Source organism: Pseudonocardia hispaniensis, assembly GCF_042658695.1.
GTDB classification, from domain to species: Bacteria; Actinomycetota; Actinomycetes; order Mycobacteriales; family Pseudonocardiaceae; genus Pseudonocardia; species Pseudonocardia hispaniensis.
The window spans coordinates 36,475-62,258 of record NZ_JBHSQW010000007.1 but is presented as its reverse complement, the minus strand read 5'-3'; the positions used below and the strand labels follow the sequence as shown (position 1 = coordinate 62,258).

The window sequence follows — 25,784 nt, the reverse complement described above, 5'->3', positions numbered from 1 at the left end:
GAGCGTAGCCGGGTGGCCCGACAGCTTGCCGTGACATCACAAAGACGCCATAGTGGCGTCATGGATGTCAGCCAGTACGTCACCCAGCTGCGTGAGGATCTCTCCGCGGCTGCGGCTGCCGGCGACGAGCAGACCAGACGAACGGCCGCGCTGCTCGGGGCCGCGCTCGAACCCGCCGCCCGTTTGTCGATCATGAATGCCCTCGCCGATCTCGCCGCCGAGGTGACCGCGGCGCTGGGCGACCGCGTCGTCGAGGTCCGGCTCGACGGGCGTGAGGTACGCGTCTCGGTCAGCCCGGAGACCACCGAGCCGGAGACCGAGCCGTCGGCACCGCACCTTCCGCCGACGACCGGCCCGGATGCCGGCGACATCAGCCGTATCACCCTGCGGCTGGTGGAGCAGATCAAGAGCCAGGCCGAGCAGGCGGCGGCGGCACAGGGGGTGTCGCTGAACGCATGGGTGTCGCAGGCCGTGCAGGGAGCACTGCTGGGCAAGGCCGGCAAACGAGCCGGCCGCGGCGACTGGGGCCGCGCAGACGACGGACGCCGCCTACGCGGCTGGGTGCGGGGGTGAACGGCATGACCGAGGACGCGATGAACAGCGCGGCGGACGACATGGACCACGACGTGGTGCGCCAGCAGAGCTGGCCGGCCACCGGGCCCGCAGAGCTCGAACTCTCGATCGACGTCGGCCGGATAGGCGTGCACCTGCAGGATATCGACGAGGTACGGGTCGAGGTGCGCCACGAGCCGTCCGCGGGCAGCCCGTGGACCCAGGGCCTCAGCGGCCTGTTCAACTGGATCGGCAGCGCGGCGGGCGCGCCGGAGGGCCTGTTCACCGACCACACCGACATGGTCAACGAGGCCGTGCGGGCCACCGAGATCAGCTGGTCGGAGACCGGCCGCCGGCTGGTCGTGCGCTCCCCGCAGCAGCTCCCGCTGCGGATGGTGCCCCTGGCCGTCACGGTCAGCGCACCGGCGCGTTCGCGGCTGGCGATTCGCACCGGGGCCGGAGACGTCCAGGTGACCGGCCTGGCCGGCTGGACCGCGGTGCGCACCGGCTCGGGCAACGCGCGGGTGGAGACGATCGACGGCGACGCGGACGTCACGGCGGGCTCCGGCGAGGTGGATCTGGGCCCCGTCCACGGGCGCGCGCGGGTGCGCACCGGCTCGGGGAACATCACGGTGGCGGCGCTGGCGGGCAAGAGCGAGATCAAGGCGGGCAGCGGCGACGTCCGGCTCGGCGAGGTGACAAGCGACATCGGTGTGCGCACCGGGTCCGGCGAGGTCACCGTGGCCGACGCGGTATCCGGCCAGTTCGACCTGACCACCGGTTCGGGCGGGCTGCGGATCGGGGTGCGCTCCGGGGTGACGGCCGAGCTCGACCTGTCCTCGGGATCGGGCCGCGTCCGCAGCGACCTCGAGGTCGGCCACGTGGCTCCGCAGGAGCCCGCGGCGGTGCAGATCCGCGGCCGCACGGGCACCGGCAACATCCTGCTCACCCGCGCCTCGATCGTCGTCTGAGGCCGGCTCCGTTCAGCTCAGCGCCCGCTGCAACGGGGCATGGAGCGAGCCGCGCGAGCCGACCCACACGGCGTCCAGCCCGAGCCAGCTCGCCATCAGTCGAAGTTCGGCGGCGAGTTCGGCGGCGACCCGCGGGATGTCGGTGCCCGGCTCGGCGAACGCGCCGGGCACCCGCAGCACCCCGGCGGCGCGGTCGGCCTTGAGGTCGACCCGGGCGACCAGCGCGTCGTCGAGCAGGGACGGAAAGACGTAGTAGCCGAACTCACGCGCCCGTTCGGGCACATAGATCTCGATCCGATAGCGGAAGTCGAAGATCCGCTCGGTGCGGGTCCGCTCCCAGATCAGCGGATCGAACGGACACAGCAGCGCGCGACCGGCGATCCGCCGCGGGGTGCGCGCCGCCGGATGCCGGTATGCCGGATGCCGCCAGCCGCGGACCTGGACCGGCTCCAGGTCGCCCGCCTCGACCAACTCCGCGACCGCCCGTTTGCTGCGCTGCGCGTCGAGCCGGTAGTAGTCGCGCAGGTCGGGCTCGGTGGCGACGCCCAGGGCCGCCGCGGCCATGCGGATCAGAGCCCGGGCCGACTCCCCGGGGTCGGCCGGATGCCGGGCCAGCACCTCGGGCGGCAGGACCCGTTCGGGCAGGTCGTAGAGCCGTTGGAAGTTGACCCGGGCACCGGTGGTCAGCTGGCCCGTCCCGAAAAGGTACTCGCAGATCCGTTTGACCTGCGAGCGCTGCCACCAGGACGCCCCCGGCGGACGCGGAGTGCCGGGCCCGCCGAGCACGGACTCCAGGGTCCCGGCCCCGACCGGACCGATCTCCTTGACCGCGGTCAGCACGTCCTCGACGAGTCCGGGCTCGCGGTCGGCCAGCGCGCCGTAGCGCGACCACCAGCCGGGCCGCTTGGCGCCCGACAGCAGCAACGGCCAGTCCGCCAGCGGAACCAGACTGGCCTCGTGCGCCCAGGACTCCGCGAGCAGCCGGGGCCGGCGCGCCGAATGCGTCCACGCCGCATCGTCGAGCAGGGCCCGGTCATAGCTGCCGAGTCTGGAGAACAGCGGCGCATAGTGCGCCCGGACCGCCACATTGACCGAGTCGAGTTGCAGGAGCCGGATGCGCCCGATCGCCCTCACCAGGTGGCGCCGCGTCACCGGCCCGGCGGGCCGCGGGTCGGCGAAGCCCTGCGCGGCCAGCACGGTGCGCCGGGCGGCGGCGGGGCTGAGGGTCTCGCCGGGGGACCCGACGTTCGGTGCGGTCACGAACGGGATGCTGCCAGCTCCCCCCGACGATCCGGGGCCCGCCGCTCGGCCAGGATGACCAGCACCACCGCGAGCAGCACGACGGCGCCGGCGACCAGATGTGTCACGGAGAACCGCTCCCCCGCGATGACCACGCCCAACACCACCGCGATCACCGGGTTGACGTAGGCGTAGGTCGCGACCGTCGAGACCGGCAGATGGGCCAGCGCGTAGGCGTACGCGCCGAACGCGCCGAACGACACGACGACGGCCATGTACCCCCAGGCCCACCACGACGCCGGCGCGACGGCGTCGAGCTGGAGCCGTTCCCCGGCCGCCGCCCCCACCGCAAGCATGATCACACCCCCGGTCAGCATCTGCACCGCGGCCAGCGCGAACGGGTTCGACGGCACCGGGAGCCGGGTGGTGGCGAACGTGCCGGTCGCCCACCCCAGCGCGGCGAGCAGCACCACCCATGGTCCCCACCACGCGCTGCCGAACACTCCGCCCGCCCCCTCCGACGGTCCGGCGAGCACCAGCACCGCGAGGCCGACCACCCCCACCGCGACACCGCCGACCGTCGCGCGCCGCGGCCGGTCACCGGTCAGCGCGCGCAGCACCACGATGTGCAGCGGCACCGAGGCGATGAGCAGCGCGGTGAGCCCGGATGCCACGTACTGCTGGCCGATGACGACCAGCCCGTTTCCCCAGGCCGGCAGCAGCAGTCCCGACAGCGCAGTGGTGCCGAACTGCCCGAGAGTCATCCGGAACGCCCGTGGCCCGGCGACCGCGAGCACCACGATCCCCAACAGCAGGCCGCCGACCAGGAAGCGGTAGCCGCCCGCGGTCAGCGGCGGGACGGTCTCGATGATGTAGCGGTTCGCCAGATAGGTCGAGCCCCACAGCACGTAGACCACCCCGAGCGCGATCCACGCGAGCGAGGCCGGCGCGCGGGCACTCCTCACTCCGGAGACGTTGCCATAGCAAACCTCCCGTGCGCGACCGGCCGCGCGTTCACCGTTCCGGTCTGTCGGGTATGCATGCACCCATGGCCATCGCCACGGTCCGCCCCGCCGCCGCCGCCGACATCGACGAGATCGTCCGGATCCAGGCGACCGTCTGGCGCACCGCCTACGCCGATCTCGTCCCGGCCGAGGCACTGGACCGGCTCGTCGGTCCCGCCGCCCGGCAGGCCTGGGCGGCGGCGCTGAACGCCGGCCCGGGCTACCACGTGCTGGTGGCCGGGGAGGGCGCCTGGACGGTCGGCTTCTGTGCGGCGGCCTGCTACACCGGCGAGGGCGGGGTGCTCGCCGAGATCAACACGCTGCTGGTGGAGCCGCGCTGGGGCAGGCGCGGGCACGGGGGCCGGCTGCTCGCGGCCGCCGCCGCGCACCTGCGGGCCGACGGCGCCCAGCGCGGACATGCCTGGGTACCCGAGACCGACCTGGTGGCCCAGCGGTTCTATGCCCGCGCGGGCTGGGAGCCCGACGGCGCCGCCCGCACCCTGGACACCGGCGACGGCCCGCTGCGCGAGGTCCGGCTCGCCGGCACGCTGGACCTGCGGCTGGCGGGCGAGGCGGAACCGCCCCGAGCCTCGCTCGGAGGATGAGCCGCACCCGCCACCGCCCGTTCGTGCCCGCACAGGCGACGGAACCGACGTGCGATCACACGAAGGCCGGTGAGCCCGCCCGACACACCAGCGGCCGGGTCAGCCGAGCCCGAGCAACGGCTCCAGCCCGATCGTCAGCCCGCGGCGGTCGCGCACGTTCCGCACCGCCATCAGCACCCCAGGCATGAACGACGTGCGGTTCATCGAGTCGTGCCGGATGGTGAGGATCTCGCCCTCGGCGCCGAGGATGATCTCCTGGTGGGCGACCAGCCCGGGCATCCGCACCGAATGCACCCGGATCCCGTCGACGTCGGCGCCGCGCGCACCGGGACGCTCCTGGGTGGTCGCGTCGGGCACCGGCCCGGCGCCGGCCTCCGCGCGCGCCGCCGCCAGCAGCTCCGCGGTCCGCGCCGCCGTACCCGACGGGGCATCGACCTTTCCGGCGTGATGCAGCTCGATGACCTCGCAGGAATCGAAGAACCGTGCGGCCTGCCGTGCGAAGTGCATCGACAGCACCGCACCCACACCGAAGTTCGGGGCCACCAGCACACACGCCCCCGGCTTGTCCTGCAGCCAGCCGCGGATCGTGGCGAACCGGTCCTCATCGAAGCCGCTGGTCCCGACGACCGCGGCGATGCCGTGATCCACGCAGAACCGGACGTTCTCCATCACCACATCGGGCCTGGTGAAGTCGACGGCCACCTGCGCACCCGCGTCGGCGAGGGCCGACAGCGGGTCGCCCACGTCGACGCTCGCCACGAGCTGAAGGTCCTCGACCGCCTCGACCGCCCGGCACACCTCGACACCCATCCGGCCCCGGGCCCCCAGCACCGCCACCCGGATCCGGTCCGACTTCGCGTTCCCCACGCGGGCAGCCTAGGACGCCCCGCACGACCACCCGTCGCTGCCCTCGCCCGGCCGGCCATCACCGAGCTCGCTCAGCGCCGACACGACGACCGGCCAGGCGGGGTTTCGCGGGTCGATCAACGCGAAGTGCCCGGCATCGACACGGCGCAGCACCGCCGCCGGATGGGCGCACCGGAAGGACTCGCTCACCGAGATCGGGACGATCTCGTCCGCCCCGCCGTGCACGATCCGCACGGCACACGCCGGGGCAGCCCGGCGCACCGGGTCGAGGTCGGGACGAGCGGCCGCGGGCGTGCCGAGAAAGGCGGCGACCGCGCCGTCGCCCAGCCCCTTCCCCTCGGCGAGCACCAGATCCGCCACGGGGGCCAGGGCGAGCACCCCCGCGAACACCGCACCCGGCTCGGCCGCGGCGTGCAGCACCAGATGCCCACCGGCCGAATGGCCCACCAGCAGCAACGGCCGTCCGGTCAGGTCCGCCAGCGCGCGCAGGGCGGCGGCGACGTCGGACACGGCCAGGTCGGGCCGCCCGGGGACGCGGCGGTACTCGATCGCCGCGGTGGACCACCCGGCCTCGGCCAGCTCCGCCGTCATGGGCCGCAGGTGGATCCGGTCGTAGCGCGGGCGCCAGAACCCGCCGTGTACGAGGGCGAGCAGCGGACGGCCACGATCGCCCCCTCGCCCGTCGCGGACGTCGACGACGTGGTCGGGTTCGGGGCCGTAGCGCAGCACCCGGTCCGGCGGCGGCGCCTCGCGGGTCAGTACCGATCGATCCTCGGACATGAATGTCAACTCTGGCACACCGACCGTCGACCCACAGCGACGATGCGTCGCCGCAGGTCACCCCCCGCTGTGAGTGCGTAACAGTGTTCTAACACTGTTACGCACTCACAGCGGGTCGTCATCAGGCCAGTTCGCGCAGCACGGCCGGAAGCTCGTCGAGACCGTCGTAGGGGCCGACCACGGCGCCGGTGAGTGGCACCGACAGCAGCTCGCGGGCCACCCTCGACACCTCGTCGCCGGTGACCGCCGCGATCCGATCGAGGCTCTCCGAGATGCTGCGCTGGCGGCCGTGGTCGAGCTCGGATCGTCCCAGCCGGTTCATCCGCGAGGCGGTGTCCTCACAGCCCAGCACCAGCCCGCCGCGCAGCGAGCCCTTGGCCCGCGTCAGTTCGGCCTCGGTCAGCCCGTCGGCGGCTACCGCGTCGAGCACGCCGCGGATGACCGCGACGACCTCGCTGAGCCGCTCCGGAACGCAGCCGGCATAGACGGCGAGGCTTCCGGCGTCGGCATAGGTCGTGGCCGCCGAGTAGACCGAGTACGCAAGCCCACGCTGCTCGCGGACCTGCTGGAACAGCCGGGAACTCAGCCCACCGCCCAGCGCCGCGTTGAGCACGAGCAGCGCGTGGCGTCGCGGGTCGTGCCGGTCGAACGCGGGCACCCCGAGCATGAGATGGGCCTGCTCGGTGTCGTTGCTGCGCAACACGAGCCGCGGCCCGGTCACGGCGGGCGGCCGCGTCGCACCGGTCCGCGGCGGCACCGGCACCGAACCGGGATCGAAGCGGGCGGCCGCCGCGGCCAGCGCCGCCCCAGCCAACTCCTCGACCCGCTCGTGCACCAGGTTTCCCGCCGCGGTGACGACCATCCGCGGCGCCGTGTACTCCCCGCGCCAGAACTCGTACAGGGTGTCGCGGTTCATCGCGCGGATCGACTCCTCGGAGCCGATCACCGGTCTGCCGAGCGGATGCCCGGCGAACAGAGCCTCGTCGAACAGCTCGCCGACCAGGCCCTCGGGATCGTCATCGCGCATGGCGATCTCCTCGAGCACCACCCCGCGTTCGAGCTCCACATCGGTGAGCGCGAGCCGAGCGTCGGTGACGACGTCCGCGAGCACGTCGACCGCCAGCGGCAGGTCGGCGTCGAGCACATACGCGTAGTAGCAGGTGTGCTCCTTGGCGGTGAACGCGTTCAGCTCACCGCCGACGGCGTCGATCTCCTCGGCGATCGCCGCCGCCGTCCGCCGCCCGGTGCCCTTGAACAGCAGGTGTTCGAGGAAATGCGCGGCGCCGACCTGGTCGGGTCGCTCGTCGCGGGACCCGATGGCGATCCAGATTCCGAACGCCACCGAATGCACCCCCGGCAGCGTCTCGGTGAGCAGCCGGATCCCACCGGGCAGATCGGCGCGGGTGACGGTGCTGCGTGCGCCGGGGGCGGGATCACTCGCTCCCGCCCCCGGCGTCACCAGAGCGGTCAACTCGACGGAATCTCCGCGGCCGCGTCGGCGGAAGCACCCTCCCCGGGCTCCTCGGCCGTGCTCTCCTCCGACACCGGCAGGAGGCTGATCTTGCCGCGGTTGTCGATGTCGGAGACCTCGACGCGGATCTTGTCGCCGACGTTGACGACATCCTCGACCTTGCCGATCCGCTTGCCGTTGCCCAGCTTCGAGATGTGGATGAGGCCGTCCTTGCCCGGCACCAGGGACACGAATGCGCCGAACGCGGCGGTCTTGACCACCGTGCCCAGGAACCGCTCGCCGACCTTCGGCAGCTGCGGGTTGGCGATCGCGTTGATCATGCCGATCGCGGCCTCGGCCGACGGGCCGTCGGCGGCACCCACGTAGATGGTGCCGTCGTCCTCGATCGAGATGTCCGCGCCGGTCTGCTCGGTGATCGAGTTGATCATCTTGCCCTTTGGCCCGATCACCTCGCCGATCTTGTCGACCGGCACCTTGATCGCGGTGACCCGAGGTGCGTAGGTGCTCATCTCGTCGGGGCGGTCGATCGCCTCGCCGATGACCTCGAGAATGGTCAGCCGGGCGTCCCTGGCCTGCTGGAGCGCCGCGCCCAGCACCTCGCTCGGGATCCCGTCGAGCTTGGTGTCCAACTGCAGCGCGGTGACGAAGTCCGCGGTTCCGGCGACCTTGAAGTCCATGTCGCCGAAGGCGTCCTCGGCGCCGAGGATGTCGGTCAGCGCGACGTAGTGCGTCGCGCCGTCGACCTCATCGGACACCAGGCCCATCGCGATGCCGGCGACCGGCGCCTTGAGCGGCACACCCGCGTTGAACAGCGACATCGTCGAGGCACAGACCGAGCCCATCGACGTCGATCCGTTGGAACCCAACGCCTCCGAGACCTGCCGGATGGTGTAGGGGAACTCCTCGCGGCTGGGCAGCACCGGGATCAGCGCCCGCTCGGCCAGCGCGCCATGGCCGATCTCCCGGCGCTTCGGCGAACCCACCCGGCCGGTCTCCCCGGTGGAGTACGGCGGGAAGTTGTAGTGGTGCAGGTACCGCTTGTGCGTCTCCGGCCCGAGCGAGTCGATCTGCTGCTCCATCCGCAGCATGTTCAGCGTCGTGACGCCGAGGATCTGCGTCTCGCCGCGCTCGAACAGGGCCGAGCCGTGCGCCCGCGGAACCACCTCGACCTCGGCCGACAGCGGCCGGATGTCGGTGAGGCCGCGGCCGTCGATGCGGACCTTGTCGCGCAGGATGCGCTGGCGGACCAGCTTCTTGTTCAGCGACCGGAATGCGGCGCCGAGTTCCTTCTCCCGCCCCTCGAACTCGGCTCCGAGCCGCCCCAGGACGGCGAGCTTGACCTCGTCGAGCCGGGCCTCGCGCTCCTGCTTACCGCCGATCGTCAAGGCCTGGGCCACGTCGTCGGTCGCGGCCGCGGCGACGGCGTCGTAGGCGTCGGGCTCGTACGCGGGGTAGAGCGGGAACTCGCCGACCGGCTTGGCCGCGGCGTCGGCCAACTGCTGCTGGGCCAGCGCCAGCGTGCGGATGAACGGCTTGGCCGCCTCCAGGCCGGCGGCGACGATCTCCTCGGTCGGCGCCTGCGCGCCCTCGGTCACCAGGCCCACCGTCTTGTCGGTGGCCTCGGCCTCCACCATCATGATCGCCACGTCGGAGTTCTCGCCGGAGCCGACGATGCGGCCGGCGACGACCATGTCGAACACGGCGCGTTCGAGCTGCTCGTAGGTCGGGAAGGCCACCCACTGGCCATCGATGAGCGCGACCCGGACACCGCCGATCGGCCCGGAGAACGGCAGCCCGCCCAGCTGGGTGGACGCCGATGCGGCGTTGATCGCGAGCGCGTCGTACGGGTCCTGCGGGTGCAGCGACAGCACCGTGACGACGATCTGGATCTCGTTGCGCAGGCCCTCGACGAACGACGGGCGCAACGGGCGGTCGATCAGTCGGCAGATCAGGATCGCCTCGGTGCCCGGACGGCCCTCACGGCGGAAGAACGAGCCCGGGATCCGGCCCGCGGCGTACATCCGCTCCTCGACGTCGACCGTCAGCGGGAAGAAGTCGAAGTGCTCCTTGGGCTGCTTGGACGCCGTGGTGGCGGACAGCAGCATGGTCTCGTCGTCGAGATAGGCGACGACGGATCCGGCGGCCTGGCGGGCGAGCCGCCCGGTCTCGAACCGGATGGTGCGCGTGCCGAACCGGCCGTTGTCGATGACGGCGGTGGTTTCGTGCACGTCGCTCTGGATGGGGTCGGTCATGAAGTGGTGTCCCCTCACAGGAGGAGCACTCGAACCACCACTCCCGGCGGATCCTCGGCGGAGCCGGTCTTCGATCGAAGCCCCCGGCAGCGAACGTGTCCGGGAACCACTACCGAGGACCGGCGGATCACCGTCCGGCACGGTGGCGCGGGTGCTGGGTTGAGTTGTGTGACCGACGCCCCGGGGTGGCTCGTCGGCCGCCCCGGGGGCCGGGATGGGTCAGCGGCGCAGGCCGAGACGCTCGATCAGTGACCGATAGCGCGTGATGTCGACCGAGGCCAGGTACTTCAACAGGCGACGACGGCGGCCGACCATGAGCAGCAGTCCGCGGCGCGAGTGGTGATCGTGCTTGTGGTGCTTGAGGTGCTCGGTAAGATCGCTGATCCGCTTGGTCAGCAGGGCAACCTGCGCCTCGGGCGATCCGGTGTCGCCCTCGTGGACCCCGTAGGTGTCCAGGATCTTCTTCTTCTCAGCGGCGTCCAGGGCCACGGATGGTGCTCCTCGTTCGTCTGTGCCGTGTTCTGCCCGCACCGGGAGACGCTCCGGGCGGCGGAGATTCCAGGACGGCCACCACGGACCGCAGCCGTACCCAGTCGGTCAGGTTACCAGTGCGGACTCCCCGACCGCCCCGTGACGGCACCCTGCCACGTCAGGGGCGTCCCGCCGCGGCCTGACGGAACACCGCGGCCAGCTCGGGGAACATCGGGTCCAGCCGCGCCGCCGCGGCGACCAGGCGCGACGGTCCGGCGACGGCGCGCAGCGCGTCGGCCGCCGTGCGCCGGGGCTCCGGGGGCTGGCAGCGGGGCCGACGCTCGGCGGCCCGCGCCGGGTCGGCGGAGCTGTGCGACGGCGCCGGACCGGTCGGCGCCACGCTCGGCTGCGGCCCCCCGGTCCAGTGCAGCCGCGCGTCGCGGATCTCGGTGAGCAACTGCTCCACCGCCTCCGGACCGGGCCCCGGATCGGCCGCCGGACATCGCTTGTCGATCAACATCAGCCGGGCCAGCACCGCCGGGTCGCCGATCTTCACCCGGCGACCGCTCACCAGTTGACTGAGCATGGCCGGGCTGAGGCCGAGCGTTCGGGCGAGCCTGCTCTGGGTGATGCCGAGCACGCCGGTCACCCGGCGGACCCGCTCGCCCAGCGGGGCGCCATAGAGTTCGCGCTGCCGATCGCGATTGGCCGCCAGCTGACCCGAGCCCACCCACTTGTTGTCCACGTCCACGGCTGCATGCTCGCAGCTGGGTGCAGCCCTGCGGGCGGAATTGGCGCAATCCGACCGCTCGTCACCGATCCCCCGGAATCGACGACAGCCGGGCCCGTCACCCGCTCAGCAGCACCCGGGTCCGCACGACGTCGCGATGCATCTGCTCCACCAGCGCCTCGACCCCGTCGTAGCGTTCCTGCCCCCGAAGCCGGTGGGCGAACTCGATCGAAACCTCGTGACCGTAGAAGTCCTCGTTGACATCGAGGACGTAGGCCTCCAGCGTGCGCTCACGCCCGGAGAAGGTCGGGTTGGTTCCCACCGAGATCGCGGTGGGCAACCGCCGCCCGCCGTGCAGGAACCACCCGGCGTAGACGCCGTCGGCGGGCAGCGCGGTGAACGGGGCGCAGGACACATTGGCGGTGGGAAAGCCCAGGTCCCGCCCGCGGCGGGCGCCGTGAACGACGACCCCGTCGACCCTGTGCAGCCGCCCGAGTGCGGCCGCCGCCGCGACGACATCACCCGCGTCGATGCAGGCCCGGACGTAGGTCGAGGAGAAGGTGACGCCGTCGTCGGTGATCAGGTCGAGGCCCTCGACAGCGAAACCGAAGCGCCGGCCCAGCTGGCCCAGCTGCTCGACGTCCCCGGCGGCGCGGTGTCCGAAGCGGAAGTTGCTGCCCACCACGACCAGCACTGCGTGCAGCCGGTCGACCAGCACCTCGTGGGCGAACTCGGCGGGATCCATCCGGGAGAGCTCGACGGTGAACGGCAGCACCAGGAACGCGTCGACGCCCCGCTCGGCGACCAGCTCGGCGCGCCGGCTCAGGCTCGTCAGCCGAGCCGGGTGGCTCCCGGGCCTCACCAGCTCGGCGGGATGCGGGTCGAACGTCACGAGAACCGTGGGCAGCCCTCGCTCCTGGCCGCGGCCCACCGCCTGGTCGATCAGTTGTTGATGGCCGCGGTGGACGCCGTCGAAGATTCCGATGGTGACCACGCTGCGGCCCCAGTCTGTGGGCACAGCCTCGAGTCCACGCCAGCGCTGCACGTCCGCGAGCCTACGGAACGGCCCGGCGGACCCGGCGGGCGACACCTCAGCCTCCGGCCGGGGCCAGAACGACCAGCGGCCGCGCGGCGCCGTCCCGCTCGGCGACCAGGCCGAGCACCTGCCCGTCGGGGTCGAAGACGCCGTACGTGCGGGTCAGGCCCGCGGGCGGCAGCGGCCGCCCATGCCGAAACGCCGCGGCGTCGGCACGCTCCACGTCGCGACGCGGGAACGCCAGCGCCACGGCGCCGGACAACGACAGCGACAGCATCGGCTCGTCCGCCAGCGTTTCGAGCGGGCGCGCGTGCTGCAGGGTGAACGGCCCGACGCGGGTCCGGCGCAGCGCCGTCAGGTGGCCTCCGACCCCGAGTGCCGCACCGAGGTCACGGGCCAGCGCCCGGACGTAGGTGCCCGCGGAACACTCGACCTCGACGTCGAGATCGGTCACCGCGTCCCCGCGCCGCAGCTCGCGCAGGGTGAACGCCGACACCGTGACCGGACGTGCGGGCAGCACCACCTCCTCCCCGGCGCGCACCCGCGCGTAGGCCCGCCTGCCGTCGACCTTGATCGCGCTCACCGAGCTGGGCACCTGCTGGATCGCGCCGGTGAGGGCCGCCATCCCGGCCCGGATGGCGGCCTCGCCGACGTCCGCGGCGTCGGCGCCACCGATCGGGGCTCCCTCCGCGTCGTCGGTCGTCGTCGCGGCCCCGAGCCGGATCGTGGCGGTATAGGCCTTGGTGTCGAGCGCGAGATGGCCCAGGAGTCTGGTCCCGCGTTCGACACCGCAGACGAGCACGCCGGTGGCCATCGGGTCGAGGGTGCCGGCGTGGCCGATCTTGCGCGTACCCAGGATGCGCCGCAGCCGGGCCACCACGTCGTGCGAGGTGAACCCGCCCGCCTTGTCGACGATCACCAGTCCAGGAGGAGACACGTCGACCGATCCTGCCCGCTCGGTTCGGGAGGCCGGCGCGGACCCCGCCCGGCACGTCCGTCTCGGCACCCCGACTCGCGCTCGGAAATACCCCGACTCGCGCTCGGAAATACCCCGACTCGCGCTCGGAAATACCCCGACTCGCGCTCGGAAATACCCCGACTCGCGGGCTAGGGGGTGGGCGCGACGTGGGCGCCGGGCACGGCCCAGCGGCCGGACCGAGTTCGCAGGGTCACCGCGACCAGCCGGACGAGCATGAATGCGGTCAGCCCCGTCCAGATCCCGACCAGCCCCCAGCCCGCCACCAGCGACACCCAGATCAACGGCAGGAAGCCCGACCCGGCGGCGAGAAGCGTCGAGTTCCGCAGGAAGGCGGCGTCGCCCGCGCCCAGCAGTACGCCGTCGAGCGCGAAGACCACCCCGGCCACCGGCTGCATGGCGGCGAAGAACCACCACGCCAGCGGGACGGCCGCGAGCACCGCGGCATCCGTGGTGAACACCCCGGGTAGCGTCGTGCTCAGCGCGGCGAACAGCACCCCGAACCCGACCCCCAGGCCCAGCCCGTAGCGCGCCACCTGCCGGGCCAGCGTCCGCGCCCGGTCGGCGCCCCCAGCCCCCAGCGCGGCCCCGACCAGGGCCTGCGCGGCGATCGCGATCGCGTCGAGCACCAGGGCCTGGAACGTCCACAGTTGCAGCACGATCTGGTGCGCCGCAACCGCTGGGGCGCCGAACCGGGCCGCCACCGCGGTCGCCGACAGGAAGCAGGCCTGGAACGAGAGACTGCGCAGCACCAGATCGCGGCCGAGACCGAGCTGGGCACGGAGCAACCGTGGCTCGGGGCGCAGCGGCAACGGCTGGCCGGGCGGTGCGGTGGCCCGTTCCCGCAGCAGCGCGGCCAGGAACAGCCCGGCGACGATGGTCTGGGCCAGCACGTTGGCCACCGCCGAGCCCTCGAGGCCCCACCCGTTCCACGACCCGGCGCCGTGCACCAGAAACGGGCAGGCCAGCGCCGAGAGCCCGTTGCCCACCAGGACGTAGCGCATCGGCCGCGCGGTGTCCTGGACCCCGCGCATCCAGCCGTTCCCGGCCAGCGTGACGAGCACCAGCGGAGCGCCGAACAGCGCGATCCGCAGCCACGACACGGCGGCATCGGCGACCGCGCCGCCGGCACCGAGAGCACCGGCCACCGGTCGCGCGATCACCTGTCCGACGACCAGCACCACCACCCCGACCGCCAGCGCCAGCCACGTGGCCTGGACTCCCTCGGCGACCGCCGCGTACCGCCGCCCCGCACCGTGCAGCCGCGCCGCGCGCGCCGTCGTGCCGTAGGACAGGAACGTCAGCTGCGTGGTGACCTGCGCGAAGATCACCGCTGCGACCGCGAGGCCGGCCAGCGGGACGGCGCCCAACCGACCGACGACCGCGGTGTCGACCAACAGGTACAGCGGCTCGGCGGCCAGTACCGGCAGCGCCGGAGCCGCGAGCCGGACCACCGCGCGGGCCGAGACCGGGCCGGTCGCCGCGGATCCGGCCGAACTCACCGGGCAGCGGCACCGGCGGGACGGCGGCAGACGTAGCCGAAGGCCGGTGGCACGTTCCGCCATACCGTCCGCGTGATGAGGACCTCCTCGAAGACCTCGTGCAGGATCCGCCGGAACCGCCGGGCCGCCGCCATCGGCATGGCGTGCCGGTAGGCGAACGTCGTGAAGCCGCCGGTCCGTCCGACCACCTCGGCGACCTGATCGAGGATCGAGCGCTGAGCCACACCGTCGAACAGCGCCCACGGCAGCCCGCTGACCACGGCGTCGACGCTGCTCACCCCGCGGTCGGCGAGTAACGCGGCGAGCTGCGCCGCATCACCCTGCACGACCTCGAGGCCGGGCCGGGACCGGCGCAGGTACTCGGACAGCTCGGGGTCGACCTCGATCGCCAGATGACGCGCCCCGGCCGGCAACCGAGCGGCGATCATGTCGCTGATCGCTCCGGTGCCCGCCCCGAGCTCGACGACGACCGGATTGCCACGGCACGGCACGATCGACGCCAGCACGGCGCCCAGCCGGCCGGAGCTCGGCGCAACCGCGCCGATCTGGGCGGGATGACGTACCGCGGCGGCCAAGAAGGCGCGCCGCGCGGCCCGTCCGTCGGCGGGTTCGGGTCGCAGCTCTGGTGCGGATGTCACTGCTCCTCCTCGATTCAGCGCTCACGCTAGTCGGAACCCGAGAGCGAGCCGCTGCTGCGGGGACCGCTGCGGGCCGCGGCGTCGAGCGCGGACCGCAACGCGTCGAGGAGAGCGTCGCGCCCGCCGTCCCAGGTGAAGCCGGCGGCGTTGCGGTGCCCCCCGCCACCGAGAGCGACCGCAGCCGCCGCGACATCGATGGTTCCCTTGGCCCGCAACGAAACCGACCAGCGCTGCGGACCGGTCTGCTTGACGACGGCGGCAACCTCGGCCTCGGCGGCGGTGCGGATCTGGTCGATGACGCTGTCGATCTCCTCAAATCGGAAGCGGGCGACGAGGTCGGCGGAGACGACCGCATGAACCAGCCCGTGCCCGGCCGCGGCGGCCGGCTCGAGGGCGGCGTCGCGCAGCACCCCGGCGAGCGCCCCCAGCCAGCCGAACGGATGCGTGTCCATGATCGGCCGGACGAGCGGTTCGACTCGCACCCCGGCCTCCAACAGCGTCGCGGCCAGCCGGTGCGCGCCGGGTCCGGCGGTGCGAAACCCGACGGTGTCGGTGACGAGCCCCACGTAGAGACAGTTCCCGATGGCCTCATCGATCGGCGTGCCCAGGGCGGTCAGGATGCGGTGCACGAGAATCACGGTGGCCTCGGCGCCCGGGTCGACGACCCGGTGGGTACCGAACCCGTGGTTGGACGCGTGGTGGTCGATGAGCAGCGTCGCCCGGGCGGCCTGCACCCGGTCGCCGAGTCCGCCCAGCCGCCGCACGCTCGCGGTGTCGCAGGCCACGAGGACGTCGGGCTGCGCGGGAACCCCCCCGGCGGGCACATACAGGTCAAGGACGTCGAGCGGGCGCAGCGACTCGGGTATCGCGTCGGGCTCGGCGAAGGAGACCCGGACCGTCGCGCCGCGCCGCCGCAGCGCGATCCCCAGCGCGAGTGCGCTGCCGAGCGCGTCGGCGTCGGGCTGGACATGGGCCAGCAGCGTGACGTCGCGGGCGTCGGCGAGCAGCGCGGCGGCTGCGGCCACATCGGCGTCGATGCCCGCGAGGGCGGGTTCGGGGCCTGCCGGATCCCAGTGTGGCGGCGAGCCGCGGTAGGCGCTCACTCGTCGGCGTCGGCGGCGTCGAGGGAGCGCGGTGGCCGGTAGGGGTCGGCGTCACCGGCGAACCGGGCGGTCGCGGCGAGCCGGGCCACCTCGGCGTCGGACTCCCGGGTGCGGGCCAGCAACTCCTCCAACCGCCGTGCCTCGTCCGGCACCTGGTCCAGCACGAACGCGAGGCTCGGGGTGTATCGGATGCCGGTTCGCTGGCCGACCATGGTGCGCAGCACGCCGGTGGCGCTGGCCAGCGCGGCGGCGGCACCCGCGGTGTCCGGCGCCTCGTCAACCGAGCGACCCAGTACCGTGTAGTAGACGGTGGCCTCGCGCAGGTCGCCGGTGACGCGGGCATCGGTGATCGTGACCATCGACAGCCGCGGGTCCTTCACCTCGTGCTCAAGGGCGGCGGCCACGATCTGGGAAATGCGCTTGGCCAACCGCCGCGCACGCGCATGGTCCACCACGATTGCCCTCCTCGGGTCAGGCTAGTCGTCCTCGGGGCCCAGCATCCGATGCCGGGCCGAGAGCAGCTGGAGCTCGGGGCGGTCGGCCACCAGGCGCTCGCAGCGGTCGAGCAGCGCGGTGACGTGACCGGCGTCCGGGGCGACACAGCTGACCCCGATCAGTGCGCGCCGATGCACGTCGAGATGGCCTGCCTCGGCCACCGCGACCTCGAACCGCCGTCGAAGCTCGGCGACGATCGGCCGGACCACCGATCGTTTCTCCTTCAGCGAGTGGACGTCCCCGAGCAGGATGTCCAGCTCCAACGCGCCGACATACATGCATGCGCTCCGGGCCCGGGAGTGCTGGGTACCGCCCGCGCGGCACCCAGCACTCCCCGAGCGTCAGCCCCTGGGCTTCTCGCGCATCTCGAAGGTCTCGATCACGTCGCCGACCTTGATGTCGCTGTAGTTGCCGAGCGTCATACCGCATTCGAAGCCCTCGCGGACCTCGACCACGTCGTCCTTGAACCGCCGCAGCGAGCTGACCGGCAGGTTCTCCACGACGACCACGTTGTCGCGCAGCAGGCGAGCCCTGGCGTTGCGCCGGATCTCCCCGCTCATCACCAGACAGCCGGCGATCGTCCCGAACCGGGAGGACTTGAAGACCTCGCGGACCTCCGCCCGACCGAGGTCGACCTGCTCGTACTCGGGCTTGAGCATGCCCTTGAGTGCCTGCTCGATCTCCTCGATGGCCTGGTAGATCACCGAGTAGTAGCGGATCTCGACGCCCTCACGGTTGGCCAGCTCGGTGGCCTTGCCCTCGGCCCGGACGTTGAAGCCCAGAACGATGACGTTGTCCGCGATGGCGAGGTTGATGTCGCCCTCGGTGATCCCACCGACGCCGCGGTGGATGACCCGGAGTTCCACGTCCTCGCCGACGTCGATCTTCATGAGCGCGTCCTCGAGCGCCTCGACGGTACCCGAGTTGTCGCCCTTGATGATCAGATTGAGCTGGCTGGTCTCCTTGAGCGCCGCGTCCAGGTCCTCCAGGCTGACCCGCTTGCGACGGCTCGCGAGCTCGGCGTTGCGCTCGCGGGCCCGGCGGCGGTCGGCGATCTGCCGGGCCACCCGGTCCTCGTCGACGACGAGGAACGTGTCGCCCGCACCGGGCACCGAGGTGAACCCGATGACCTGCACCGGACGCGACGGGAGCGCCTCGGTGACGTCCTCGCCGTTCTCGTCGACCATCCGGCGCACGCGGCCGGAGGCATCGCCGGCGACGATCGAGTCGCCCACCCGCAGCGTGCCGCGCTGCACCAGCACCGTCGCGACGGGACCGCGGCCGCGGTCGAGGTGCGCCTCGATCGCGACGCCCTGCGCGTCCATGTTCGGGTTGGCCCGCAGGTCGAGCGTGGCGTCGGCGGTCAGCAGGATCGCCTCGAGCAGCTGGTCGATGTTCGTGCCCTGCTTGGCGGAGATGTCGACGAACATCGTGTCGCCGCCGTACTCCTCCGCGACCAGGCCGTACTCGGTGAGCTGCTGACGGATCTTCGCCGGGTTCGCGCCCTCGACATCGATCTTGTTCACCGCCACCACGATCGGCACGTCGGCCGCCTGGGCGTGGTTGATCGCCTCCACCGTCTGCGGCATCACGCCGTCGTCGGCCGCGACCACGATCACCGCGATGTCCGTCGACTTCGCTCCACGGGCACGCATGGCGGTGAACGCCTCGTGACCCGGGGTGTCGATGAACGTGATCAGCCGATGTTCGCCTTCCAGGTCGGTCATGACCTGGTAGGCACCGATGTGCTGGGTGATCCCGCCGGCCTCGCCCTCCCGGACGTTGGTCTTGCGGATCGTGTCCAACAGGCGCGTCTTACCGTGGTCGACGTGACCCATGACGGTCACGACCGGCGGGCGCACCTCCAGGTCCTCCTCGCCGCCCTCGTCCTCACCGAACGAGATGTCGAAGGAGTCGAGGAGCTCGCGGTCCTCCTCCTCCGGGCTGACGACCTGGACGGTGTAGTTCATCTCGGTACCCAGCAGCTCGAGCACCTCATCGGACACCGACTGGGTCGCGGTGACCATCTCGCCGAGGTGGAACAGCACCTGCACCAGCGACGCCGGGTTGGCACCGATCTTGTCGGCGAAGTCGGTCAGCGATGCCCCACGGGGAAGCCGGACGGTCTCGCCCCGGCCCTTCGGCAGCCGAACGCCGCCGACCGTAGGGGCCTGCATCGAGTCGAACTCCTGGCGCTTCTGCCGCTTCGACTTGCGGCCCTTGCGCGCCGGACCACCGGGACGGCCGAACGCGCCGGCCGCGCCACCGCGGCCGCGGCCACCGCCACCGGGACGACCAGGGCTGCCCCGGAAGCCGCCACCGGCACCGGCCGGTGCGGCGCCACCGCCACCGCCACCGGGACGGAAGCCGCCACCACCCGGACGGCCGCCACCGCCGGGGCGACCACCGCCGCCGGGACGGCCACCGGGACCACCCCGGCCGGGAGCGCCCGGACGGCCCGCCGCCGGACGCGCGGGCATCATGCCCGGGTTCGGGCGCGGCGGCATGTTACCCGGCGACGGACGCGGACCACCGCGACCCGCTTCACCGCCGGGACGCGCGCCACCGGCGGGCGGGCCGGGACGCGGAGCGGGCTGGCCGGAAGCGGCTTGCCCCTGCCCGCCGGGCGGCGGGCCGGGACGCGGCGGGATCGAACCGGGCCCCGGACGGGGCGGGGCGCCGGAACCGACGCCGAACGGGTTGTTACCGACCCGTGGGGTGCGCGGACCGGGCTTGGGCGCCCGCGGGCGCGGCGGAACGGTCTGGGCCTCCGCGGCCGCCGCAGGCGCGGCGGGCGGGGACGCGGCCGGTCGCGGAGCGGGTGGGCCGGGTCGCGGGCCGGGACGCGGCACCGCGGTCGGTTGGGCCGGGGCCTGGGCGGCCGCCGGCTCCTTCTGCGGGGGCGGGCCGGGACGCGGGCCCGGACGCGGACCGCTGGGCCCCGGACGTGGCTGGCGCTCGGCCGCCGCGACCGAATCGGCCGGCGCGGCCGGGCGCTGCGGCGGACCGGGGCGCGGGCCGGGAACGGCACCGGACCGGGGTGCACCCGGGCTCGCCGACGGTGCCGGGGAGGGTGCGGAGCCCGCACCCTGCCGTGGGCGGCCGCCGCCGCCGGGACGACCGCGACGCGCGCCGTTGCCGCCCTCACCGCCGCCTGCCATCGCCTCGCGCAGCTTGCGCGCGACCGGGGCCTCCACGGTGGAGGAGGGGGACTTCACATACTCACCCAGGTCCTGCAGCTTGCTGAGGACCTGCTTACTGCTGACGCCGAGCTCCTTCGCGAGCTCATGTACGCGGGCCTTGCCTGCCACTGCTCTCCTTGCAATCAGGAGGCCGGGCGGCGGTCCCGCTCGACCTCGAACCTAGTGTCGAAGCGCGTTCATGGTGCGATCTTCACGACTGGCTCATGACGGGTCGACCTTGCCTTCGTGACGGACGGGCACGAGCGTCTCTCGTGCCCCTGTGGGCTGCAGGTGGGACCGTACCTCGGAGACGTCCAGCGATCCCGGCACACGCAGTGCGCGCGAGAACGCCGAGCGACGCTCGGCACGGCCGAGGCACTCCAGGTCGGGGTGCAACCAGGCACCCCGGCCGGGGAGCCGCCGCCGCGGGTCCGGGACGAGTACCCCATCCACCGCGACGACACGCAACAGACCATCGGACGACGCCCGGGTCCGGCATCCCACGCACGAACGAACCGGAGCGACACCAGTGCGGACACCGGCTCCGGCGGCCGGGCGTACGGAATTCGGGCCCTGGCGACAGGCCGAGGACAAGTGTAGCGCGTCGCGATTCAGCCGATCGACTCCGTACCTGAGGCCCTCGCGGTCACCGAGGGGTGCGCGTCGAGGGTGTTTCGCGGGTCGGCATCGCTGCGGATGTCGATGCGCCACCCCGTCAGACGGGCGGCCAACCGGGCGTTCTGGCCCTCCTTGCCGATCGCGAGGGAGAGCTGGAAATCCGGCACAACGACCCGGGCGGTCTTGGCCCGGGCATCGAGGATCGTGACCGATACCACCTTCGAGGGCGACAGGGCGTTGCCCACGAACGTCGCCGGGTCATCCGACCAGTCGATGATGTCGATCTTCTCCCCGGCCAGTTCACTCATCACTCCACGCACCCGGGCCCCCATCGGACCGATGCATGCGCCCTTGGGGTTGACCCCCGGCACCGTCGAACGGACCGCGATCTTCGAACGGTGCCCGGCCTCGCGGGCCACCGCAACGATCTCCACGGAGCCGTCGGCGATCTCCGGCACCTCGAGCGCGAACAGCTTGCGCACGAGATTGGGATGCGTACGGCTCAACGTGATCTGGGTTCCGCGCATTCCCCGGGTCACCCCGATCACATAGCAGCGAATCCGCTCGCCGTGGACGTACTTCTCCCCGGGTACCTGTTCGGCCTGAGGGAGCACCCCCTCGGTCGAACCAAGGTCGACCACCACCACGCCGCGGGCGTTGGCATGCGCATCACGCTGCACCTGACCGGCGACGATCTCGCCCTCCTTCGCGGAGAACTCGCCGAACGTCCGCTCGTGCTCGGCGTCGCGCAGCCGCTGCACGATGACCTGGCGGGCCGTGGTCGCGGCGATCCGTCCGAAGCCTTCCGGGGTGTCGTCCCACTCGTGCTGGACGGTGCCGTCGGCGTCGAGCTCCTGGGCCAGCACCCGGACCTGACCGGACTTGCGGTCGATCTCGACCCGCGCGTGCGGATGGTGGCCCTCGGTGTGCCGGTAGGCGGTGAGCAGCGCCGTCTCGATGGCCTCGATGACCATCTCGAACGGAATGTCCTTGTCGCGTTCGATCGCACGCAGGGCAGCGATGTCGACGTTCATTTCTCGTCCTCCGTCCCGGCAACCCCCTGGTCCTGCCCACTCCGACCGCCCAGCAGCGCGATCTCGGACTCCGGGGGCGGGCGGAACTCGACCTGCACGCCCGCACGCGCGATGTCGGTGTAGCGCAGCTCGCGCAGCGTCCCGTCGACGAGTACCTGCACAGCATCCTCCCCGGCGTCGCCGACCCGTCCGATGATCGTCTGCCCGTCGAGCAGCCGGACCTCGACCAGTCGCAGGCGCGCCCGCCGCCAGTGCCGCGGCCCGGTGAGCGGGCGATCGACGCCGGGTGAGGTCACCTCGAGGGTGTAGGAGCCCGCAATGAGATGTTCGTGCTGATCGAGTTCGGCCGAGGCCGATCGGCTCAGCCGCGCGATGTCATCGAGGCCGACGCCGTTGTCCGAGTCCACCACGACCTTCACGGTGTGCCTGCGACCAGCTGCGCGCACGTCGAGCTCGTCGAGCTCGAAGCCCGCCGCAAGAACGATCGGCTCAAGCACCCCGTGCAGCTGCCCGGTGAGCTGCTCGGGGCTGGGGGTGGGCATCAGGATCACTCCAGGGATCGAGGGCCGGCTGACCGCCACCCGGCGGCCGGAGTCCCGCGGAGATCGCCAGACGACCGGGTGGTCACTCAGGGTATCGCGCCCCGCCCGGGTGTCGGCCTGGCAGGATGGGCCGTCGTGAGCACCCGGGACCTGCTATTGGACGAGGGCCCCGCCTCGTCCCGACACCGTGGTCCGGCGTTCTCGCGCCGCCGCCTGCTCGTGCTGGCCGCGCTCGTCCCAGCCGCCGTCGCCGCCCTCGCAAGCTGCTCCGCGACGGCGTCCGGCTCCCAGCGCCCGGACCCGCTCATCGCGCTGGCCGATCAGGCCCGGGCGGATGCGGCCCTCGCCGCGGCCGCGATCGCCGCAAAGCCCGCCCTGACCAACCGGCTCGAGCCCGTCCGCGCCGCCCGCGCCGAGCATGCCGCGGCCCTCGACACCGAGATCTCTCGACTCGATCCGGCTGCGCCCTCCACCCCCCCTGGCCCACCCTCCGCTGCGCCGGGACCGCAGCAACCCACGCTGGCTGCGGTGATCGAGGCGCTCGGCGGGTCGGCCAAGGCGGCCTCCGACCTCGTCGCGACCGTGCCCGTCGAGCGCGTCGGACTCGTCGCCGCGGTCGCCGCGTGCTGCAGCACCTATGTGGCGGTGCTCGGATGAGCCCGCCGCCGGTCTCGACGATCGACGAGGCCGCCGCGGGCGCGCTGCAGGACGCGCTGGCCGCCGAACACGCGGCGCTGTGGGTGTACCCGATGATCGTCGTGTACCTGCCCACGGGCCAGGCCGATCAGGCCCGTGCCGATGCGTCGGCCCACCGCACGCTGCGCGCCGCGATCGAGCAGACCCTCACCGACATCGGTGCGCGGCCGGTGTCCGCCCTGCCCGCCTACGCCCTCCCGCGACCGGTGACGGACACAGCGTCGGCCGCCGCGCTGGCCGTCGTCGCGGAGACCGACACCCTCGCCGCCTGGCGATCCGTGCTGGAACACACGACCGACGTCCCGCTGCGCGCGGCCGCCCTCGCCGCCCTGACCGAGGGGGCCTTGCGCTGCACGCGCTGGCGCCGGATCGCCGGCCAGACTCCCGCGGTCCCGGTCCTGCCCGGCCTGCGCCCCTGAACCACCTCCCCCGCGAGTCGGGGTATTTCCGCGCGCGAGTCGGGGTATTTCCGCGCGCGAGTCGCGGTGCTGCCGGCCGACCCCCATCGATCATGATCGACGTTTCGGAGGCGAGAGCCCCGATGTGCGCGGTTACCCGGGCCCAAATGCCGATCAAGAACGAGACGTCCGGCACAGCGCGTCGAGCGCAGCCTCGACGTCGGCTTCGGTGTTGTAGAGGTGAAAGGACAGCCGAGCGCCCCCGGCCCGGCCCGCCACGACGAGGCCCGCGTCCGACAGCCGCCTCAGCGCATCCGGCTGCTGAACCGAGACGATCGCCGAACCCGCAGGTTCCAGGCCCAACCCTGAACGAAAGGAGTCGGCCAGCCCCACGCTGTGGGACCGGACCGCCGTGAGGTCCAGGCTCGCCAGCCAGGGCAGCGCGACGGCGGCGCCGACATGACCGAACCACACCGGTGACGTGTCGAGTGAGCGGGCGTCGCCGGCCAGCCGCAGCGGCAGCCCGTAGATGCTGTCCCAGGGATCGGCGCCCGCGTACCAACCTGCGGCGTGCGGAACGAGTTCCCATTCGGGGCGCACCGCCATCCAGGCCACACCGCGCGGGCTCAGCAGCCACTTGTACCCCGCACCCGCCACCGCGTCGGCCCAGCCCAGGTCCAGCGGCATCCAGCCGGCCGCCTGGGTGACGTCGAGGACGACTCGGGTTCCGGATGCCCGCGCACGGCGCAGCGCCTCGAGATCGACGATCCGCCCGTCGGCGGACTGCACGACGCTCACCGCCACGACGTCGAAGTCCGCCGCACGTGATCCGACCTCGTCCAGCGGCAGCTCGGTGACGGTCACGCCTCGCCCGGCCTGTGCCGCGAACGGGAAGCTGACGCTGGTGAACTCCCCCGCCGCCACGAGCACCCGGCTGCCGTCCGGCACGCTCGCGGCCACCAGCCCGATCAGCGGTGATACCGCGGCGCCGATGGCGACCCGATCGGTCTCGGCGCCGATGAGCGCCGCGAAGCCGCGACGGGCGAGCGCGACCGACTCGTCGAACTCGTCGGCGCGGCCGGCACCGGTTCGCCACTCCCGCACGGCCCGTTCGACGGCCTCGGCGACGGCCACCGACGGCGTCCCGATGCTCGCGGTGTTGAGGTAGCCGTCAGGGACGTCGAACTGCTGGCCGAACGCGGTGCGCATGAGATCGACCCTACGGCCGTAGGGTCGGGCCCGTGCACAGCGAGCTGATCGAGGTCCGCACCGGTTCGGCGGAGACCGTGGTCGACCTGACGAGCCAGGTGACGTCGTTCCTGCGCGGCATCGACGCCGGCGACGGGCTGCTCAACGTCTGGGTCCCACACGCCACCGCCGGACTGGCGGTGATCGAGACCGGGGCGGGCAGCGACACCGATCTGCTCGCTGCTCTGCGCGACCTGCTGCCGGCCGACGACCGTTGGCAGCACCGGCACGGCAGCCCGGGGCATGGCCGCGACCACGTTCTGCCCGCGATCATCGCGCCCTCGATCTCACTGCCGGTGCTGGGCGGACGTCCGGCGCTGGGCACCTGGCAGTCGGTGTGTCTGGTCGACACCAACCGGGACAACGCCGTCCGGAGTGTCCGGTTCTCGTTCCTCACCGGCTGACCCGGGCCCGGCGCTACCCTGGCGGTCGTGACGACGCCGCTCGGCTCGCCGCCCGAACCTGAGCGCCCACCCGAGGATGCGACCGCCGATGCGGCCCGCCAGGCCGGCGAACAACCGGTCGGGTACGGCACGGAGATCACCTGGGACGTGCGGCACCGTGCTGGGTCGCCGCCACCCGGTCGGCCCGTGGCTGACCCACACGGCTGGCCGTCCCCGGGCTGGAACACCGTGCGGGACGACGGCGCCCCCGACTACCCCGGCCAGCACTACCCCGCACTCGGGCATCCCGCACCGACCTGGGTTGGGCCGCCCCCGCCCTCGTGGCCCGAACCTGCTGCCCCCGAGCACACCCGAGGCACGATCGCCGCAGTGCTCGCGGTGATCGCGGTGGTGCTCACGGGCCTGGGGGTCGGCGGGTATCTCCTGCTGCGCGGCGGCGGGACGGAGACGACCCCGGCGGACTTCCAGCCGATCCGCACCCCGACGCTCGTCTACGCCGTGCCACCGGATTGGACCACCACGCCCCAGGGTGGATTCCCGGGGACGTTCGGTGTGACGTTCCAGGGCGTCGCCGAAGGCCCGGGCTACTCGTGCAAGGGGGCGGACTACGCGCGCGGGACCGTCTCCAGCACGCTCGTCGCCGACGGGTCGGTCGTGCCGGTGGAGGTTGCGCAGGCGTTCGCCGAGACGCTGGGCGAGCGCTACTACACCGCGGTCGACCGGACACCGCCGCGGGTGGTGGTGGGGGCGCCCGAGCGACTCGAGGTCGACGGCGTCCCGGCCACCCTGGTCGAGGCCACCGCGACCACCCCATCGGACGACGGCTGTCTCGCCACGACCGGCACGGTGCTGGTACTCGCGGTCCCGACGACCTCGCGGGCGGGAGATCGGGCCGTCGCGGTGCTCGTGGTCAACGGCGATGTGACCGGCGGCCCCGCCGACCCGCCTTCACCCGACCGGACAACGCTCG

The 25,784-nt window shown here is 72.8% G+C and carries 26 protein-coding genes and 1 pseudogene; 7 read left to right on the top strand and 20 right to left on the bottom strand.

The window, feature by feature from the left end:
- Window positions 1-60 precede the first annotated feature (60 nt).
- Window positions 61-573 (top strand): toxin-antitoxin system HicB family antitoxin, encoded by a 513-nt coding sequence (locus ACFQE5_RS03010; RefSeq protein ID WP_379582475.1) that lies wholly within the window; start codon window positions 61-63, stop codon window positions 571-573.
- A 5-nt stretch (window positions 574-578) separates the two neighbouring features.
- Complete coding sequence (locus ACFQE5_RS03005) at window positions 579-1,523, top strand: DUF4097 family beta strand repeat-containing protein (protein ID WP_379582473.1); 945 nt, start codon at window positions 579-581, stop codon at window positions 1,521-1,523.
- A gap of 12 nt (window positions 1,524-1,535) precedes the next feature.
- Here the strand turns inward: ACFQE5_RS03005 and ACFQE5_RS03000 are convergent, their stop codons facing one another.
- The gene (locus ACFQE5_RS03000; protein ID WP_379582556.1) at window positions 1,536-2,792 is read right to left on the bottom strand and encodes a winged helix-turn-helix domain-containing protein; all 1,257 of its coding nucleotides are present in this window, start codon (window positions 2,790-2,792) and stop codon (window positions 1,536-1,538) included.
- Window positions 2,780-3,727, bottom strand: a complete 948-nt coding sequence (locus ACFQE5_RS02995) for an EamA family transporter (RefSeq protein ID WP_379582471.1) — start codon at window positions 3,725-3,727, stop codon at window positions 2,780-2,782. The genes ACFQE5_RS03000 and ACFQE5_RS02995 overlap by 13 nt, the downstream gene beginning before the upstream one ends.
- 83 nt (window positions 3,728-3,810) lie before the next feature.
- On the opposite strand from ACFQE5_RS02995, the gene ACFQE5_RS02990 reads away from it, so the two are divergent.
- The gene (locus ACFQE5_RS02990; RefSeq protein ID WP_379582469.1) at window positions 3,811-4,371 is read left to right on the top strand and encodes a GNAT family N-acetyltransferase; all 561 of its coding nucleotides are present in this window, start codon (window positions 3,811-3,813) and stop codon (window positions 4,369-4,371) included.
- Window positions 4,372-4,470: 99 nt separating this feature from the next.
- On the opposite strand, the gene dapB is transcribed toward ACFQE5_RS02990, so the two are convergent.
- From dapB to rimP, 17 genes are all read right to left on the bottom strand, one after another.
- Entirely contained in the window at window positions 4,471-5,238 is a 768-nt protein-coding gene (dapB, locus tag ACFQE5_RS02985; RefSeq protein ID WP_379582466.1) for a 4-hydroxy-tetrahydrodipicolinate reductase, read from the bottom strand.
- A gap of 9 nt (window positions 5,239-5,247) precedes the next feature.
- The gene (locus tag ACFQE5_RS02980; protein ID WP_379582465.1) at window positions 5,248-6,018 is read right to left on the bottom strand and encodes an alpha/beta hydrolase; all 771 of its coding nucleotides are present in this window, start codon (window positions 6,016-6,018) and stop codon (window positions 5,248-5,250) included.
- Window positions 6,019-6,139: 121 nt separating this feature from the next.
- Window positions 6,140-7,480: a M16 family metallopeptidase gene (locus tag ACFQE5_RS02975; protein WP_379582553.1), complete on the bottom strand. Its 1,341-nt coding sequence runs from the start codon at window positions 7,478-7,480 to the stop codon at window positions 6,140-6,142.
- 5 nt (window positions 7,481-7,485) lie between these two features.
- Complete coding sequence (locus ACFQE5_RS02970; protein ID WP_379582463.1) at window positions 7,486-9,741, bottom strand: polyribonucleotide nucleotidyltransferase; 2,256 nt, start codon at window positions 9,739-9,741, stop codon at window positions 7,486-7,488.
- Window positions 9,742-9,960: 219 nt separating this feature from the next.
- On the bottom strand, window positions 9,961-10,230 hold the full coding sequence (gene rpsO / locus ACFQE5_RS02965; RefSeq protein WP_379582461.1) for a 30S ribosomal protein S15: 270 nt from the start codon (window positions 10,228-10,230) through the stop codon (window positions 9,961-9,963).
- A 160-nt stretch (window positions 10,231-10,390) separates the two neighbouring features.
- Window positions 10,391-10,963 carry a helix-turn-helix domain-containing protein gene (locus ACFQE5_RS02960; RefSeq protein ID WP_379582459.1) on the bottom strand — a complete coding sequence of 191 codons (573 nt, stop codon included), beginning with the start codon at window positions 10,961-10,963 and terminating at the stop codon, window positions 10,391-10,393.
- A 97-nt stretch (window positions 10,964-11,060) separates the two neighbouring features.
- On the bottom strand, window positions 11,061-11,987 hold the full coding sequence (locus tag ACFQE5_RS02955) for a bifunctional riboflavin kinase/FAD synthetase (RefSeq protein WP_379582457.1): 927 nt from the start codon (window positions 11,985-11,987) through the stop codon (window positions 11,061-11,063).
- 46 nt (window positions 11,988-12,033) lie between these two features.
- A complete protein-coding gene (gene truB, locus ACFQE5_RS02950; RefSeq protein WP_379582455.1) occupies window positions 12,034-12,915 on the bottom strand; it encodes a tRNA pseudouridine(55) synthase TruB in 882 nt (293 codons plus the stop codon).
- 170 nt (window positions 12,916-13,085) lie between these two features.
- On the bottom strand, window positions 13,086-14,456 hold the full coding sequence (locus ACFQE5_RS02945) for an MATE family efflux transporter (protein WP_379582453.1): 1,371 nt from the start codon (window positions 14,454-14,456) through the stop codon (window positions 13,086-13,088).
- On the bottom strand, window positions 14,453-15,094 hold the full coding sequence (locus tag ACFQE5_RS02940; protein ID WP_379582451.1) for a class I SAM-dependent methyltransferase: 642 nt from the start codon (window positions 15,092-15,094) through the stop codon (window positions 14,453-14,455). Before ACFQE5_RS02940 ends, ACFQE5_RS02945 begins: the two co-directional genes overlap by 4 nt.
- A 26-nt stretch (window positions 15,095-15,120) precedes the next feature.
- Complete coding sequence (locus ACFQE5_RS02935; RefSeq protein WP_379582551.1) at window positions 15,121-16,119, bottom strand: DHH family phosphoesterase; 999 nt, start codon at window positions 16,117-16,119, stop codon at window positions 15,121-15,123.
- Window positions 16,120-16,193: 74 nt separating this feature from the next.
- Entirely contained in the window at window positions 16,194-16,652 is a 459-nt protein-coding gene (gene rbfA / locus ACFQE5_RS02930) for a 30S ribosome-binding factor RbfA (RefSeq protein ID WP_379582449.1), read from the bottom strand.
- Between the two features lie 21 nt (window positions 16,653-16,673).
- The gene (locus ACFQE5_RS02925) at window positions 16,674-16,970 is read right to left on the bottom strand and encodes a DUF503 domain-containing protein (RefSeq protein WP_379582447.1); all 297 of its coding nucleotides are present in this window, start codon (window positions 16,968-16,970) and stop codon (window positions 16,674-16,676) included.
- A gap of 63 nt (window positions 16,971-17,033) precedes the next feature.
- Complete coding sequence (gene infB, locus ACFQE5_RS02920) at window positions 17,034-20,003, bottom strand: translation initiation factor IF-2 (protein WP_379582445.1); 2,970 nt, start codon at window positions 20,001-20,003, stop codon at window positions 17,034-17,036.
- A 93-nt stretch (window positions 20,004-20,096) separates the two neighbouring features.
- Window positions 20,097-20,378, bottom strand: coding sequence for a YlxR family protein (locus tag ACFQE5_RS02915; RefSeq protein WP_379582443.1), 282 nt, complete (start codon window positions 20,376-20,378; stop codon window positions 20,097-20,099).
- A 107-nt stretch (window positions 20,379-20,485) separates the two neighbouring features.
- A complete protein-coding gene (nusA, locus tag ACFQE5_RS02910; RefSeq protein ID WP_379582441.1) occupies window positions 20,486-21,526 on the bottom strand; it encodes a transcription termination factor NusA in 1,041 nt (346 codons plus the stop codon).
- On the bottom strand, window positions 21,523-22,068 hold the full coding sequence (gene rimP / locus ACFQE5_RS02905; protein ID WP_379582439.1) for a ribosome maturation factor RimP: 546 nt from the start codon (window positions 22,066-22,068) through the stop codon (window positions 21,523-21,525). The genes nusA and rimP overlap by 4 nt, the downstream gene beginning before the upstream one ends.
- A gap of 135 nt (window positions 22,069-22,203) precedes the next feature.
- Between rimP and ACFQE5_RS02900 the strand changes: the two genes are divergently transcribed.
- Together ACFQE5_RS02900 and ACFQE5_RS02895 are read left to right on the top strand one after the other, a co-directional pair.
- A complete protein-coding gene (locus tag ACFQE5_RS02900) occupies window positions 22,204-22,725 on the top strand; it encodes a hypothetical protein (protein ID WP_379582438.1) in 522 nt (173 codons plus the stop codon).
- On the top strand, window positions 22,722-23,183 hold the full coding sequence (locus tag ACFQE5_RS02895; RefSeq protein WP_379582436.1) for a ferritin-like domain-containing protein: 462 nt from the start codon (window positions 22,722-22,724) through the stop codon (window positions 23,181-23,183). Before ACFQE5_RS02900 ends, ACFQE5_RS02895 begins: the two co-directional genes overlap by 4 nt.
- Before the next feature lie 153 nt (window positions 23,184-23,336).
- On the opposite strand, the gene ACFQE5_RS02890 is transcribed toward ACFQE5_RS02895, so the two are convergent.
- Window positions 23,337-24,371, bottom strand: a complete 1,035-nt coding sequence (locus tag ACFQE5_RS02890; RefSeq protein WP_379582434.1) for an aminotransferase class V-fold PLP-dependent enzyme — start codon at window positions 24,369-24,371, stop codon at window positions 23,337-23,339.
- Between the two features lie 32 nt (window positions 24,372-24,403).
- On the opposite strand from ACFQE5_RS02890, the gene ACFQE5_RS02885 reads away from it, so the two are divergent.
- On the top strand, window positions 24,404-24,814 hold the full coding sequence (locus ACFQE5_RS02885; RefSeq protein WP_379582432.1) for a YjbQ family protein: 411 nt from the start codon (window positions 24,404-24,406) through the stop codon (window positions 24,812-24,814).
- 27 nt (window positions 24,815-24,841) lie between these two features.
- Window positions 24,842-25,784, top strand: a pseudogene (locus ACFQE5_RS02880) (hypothetical protein); the annotation flags it as partial.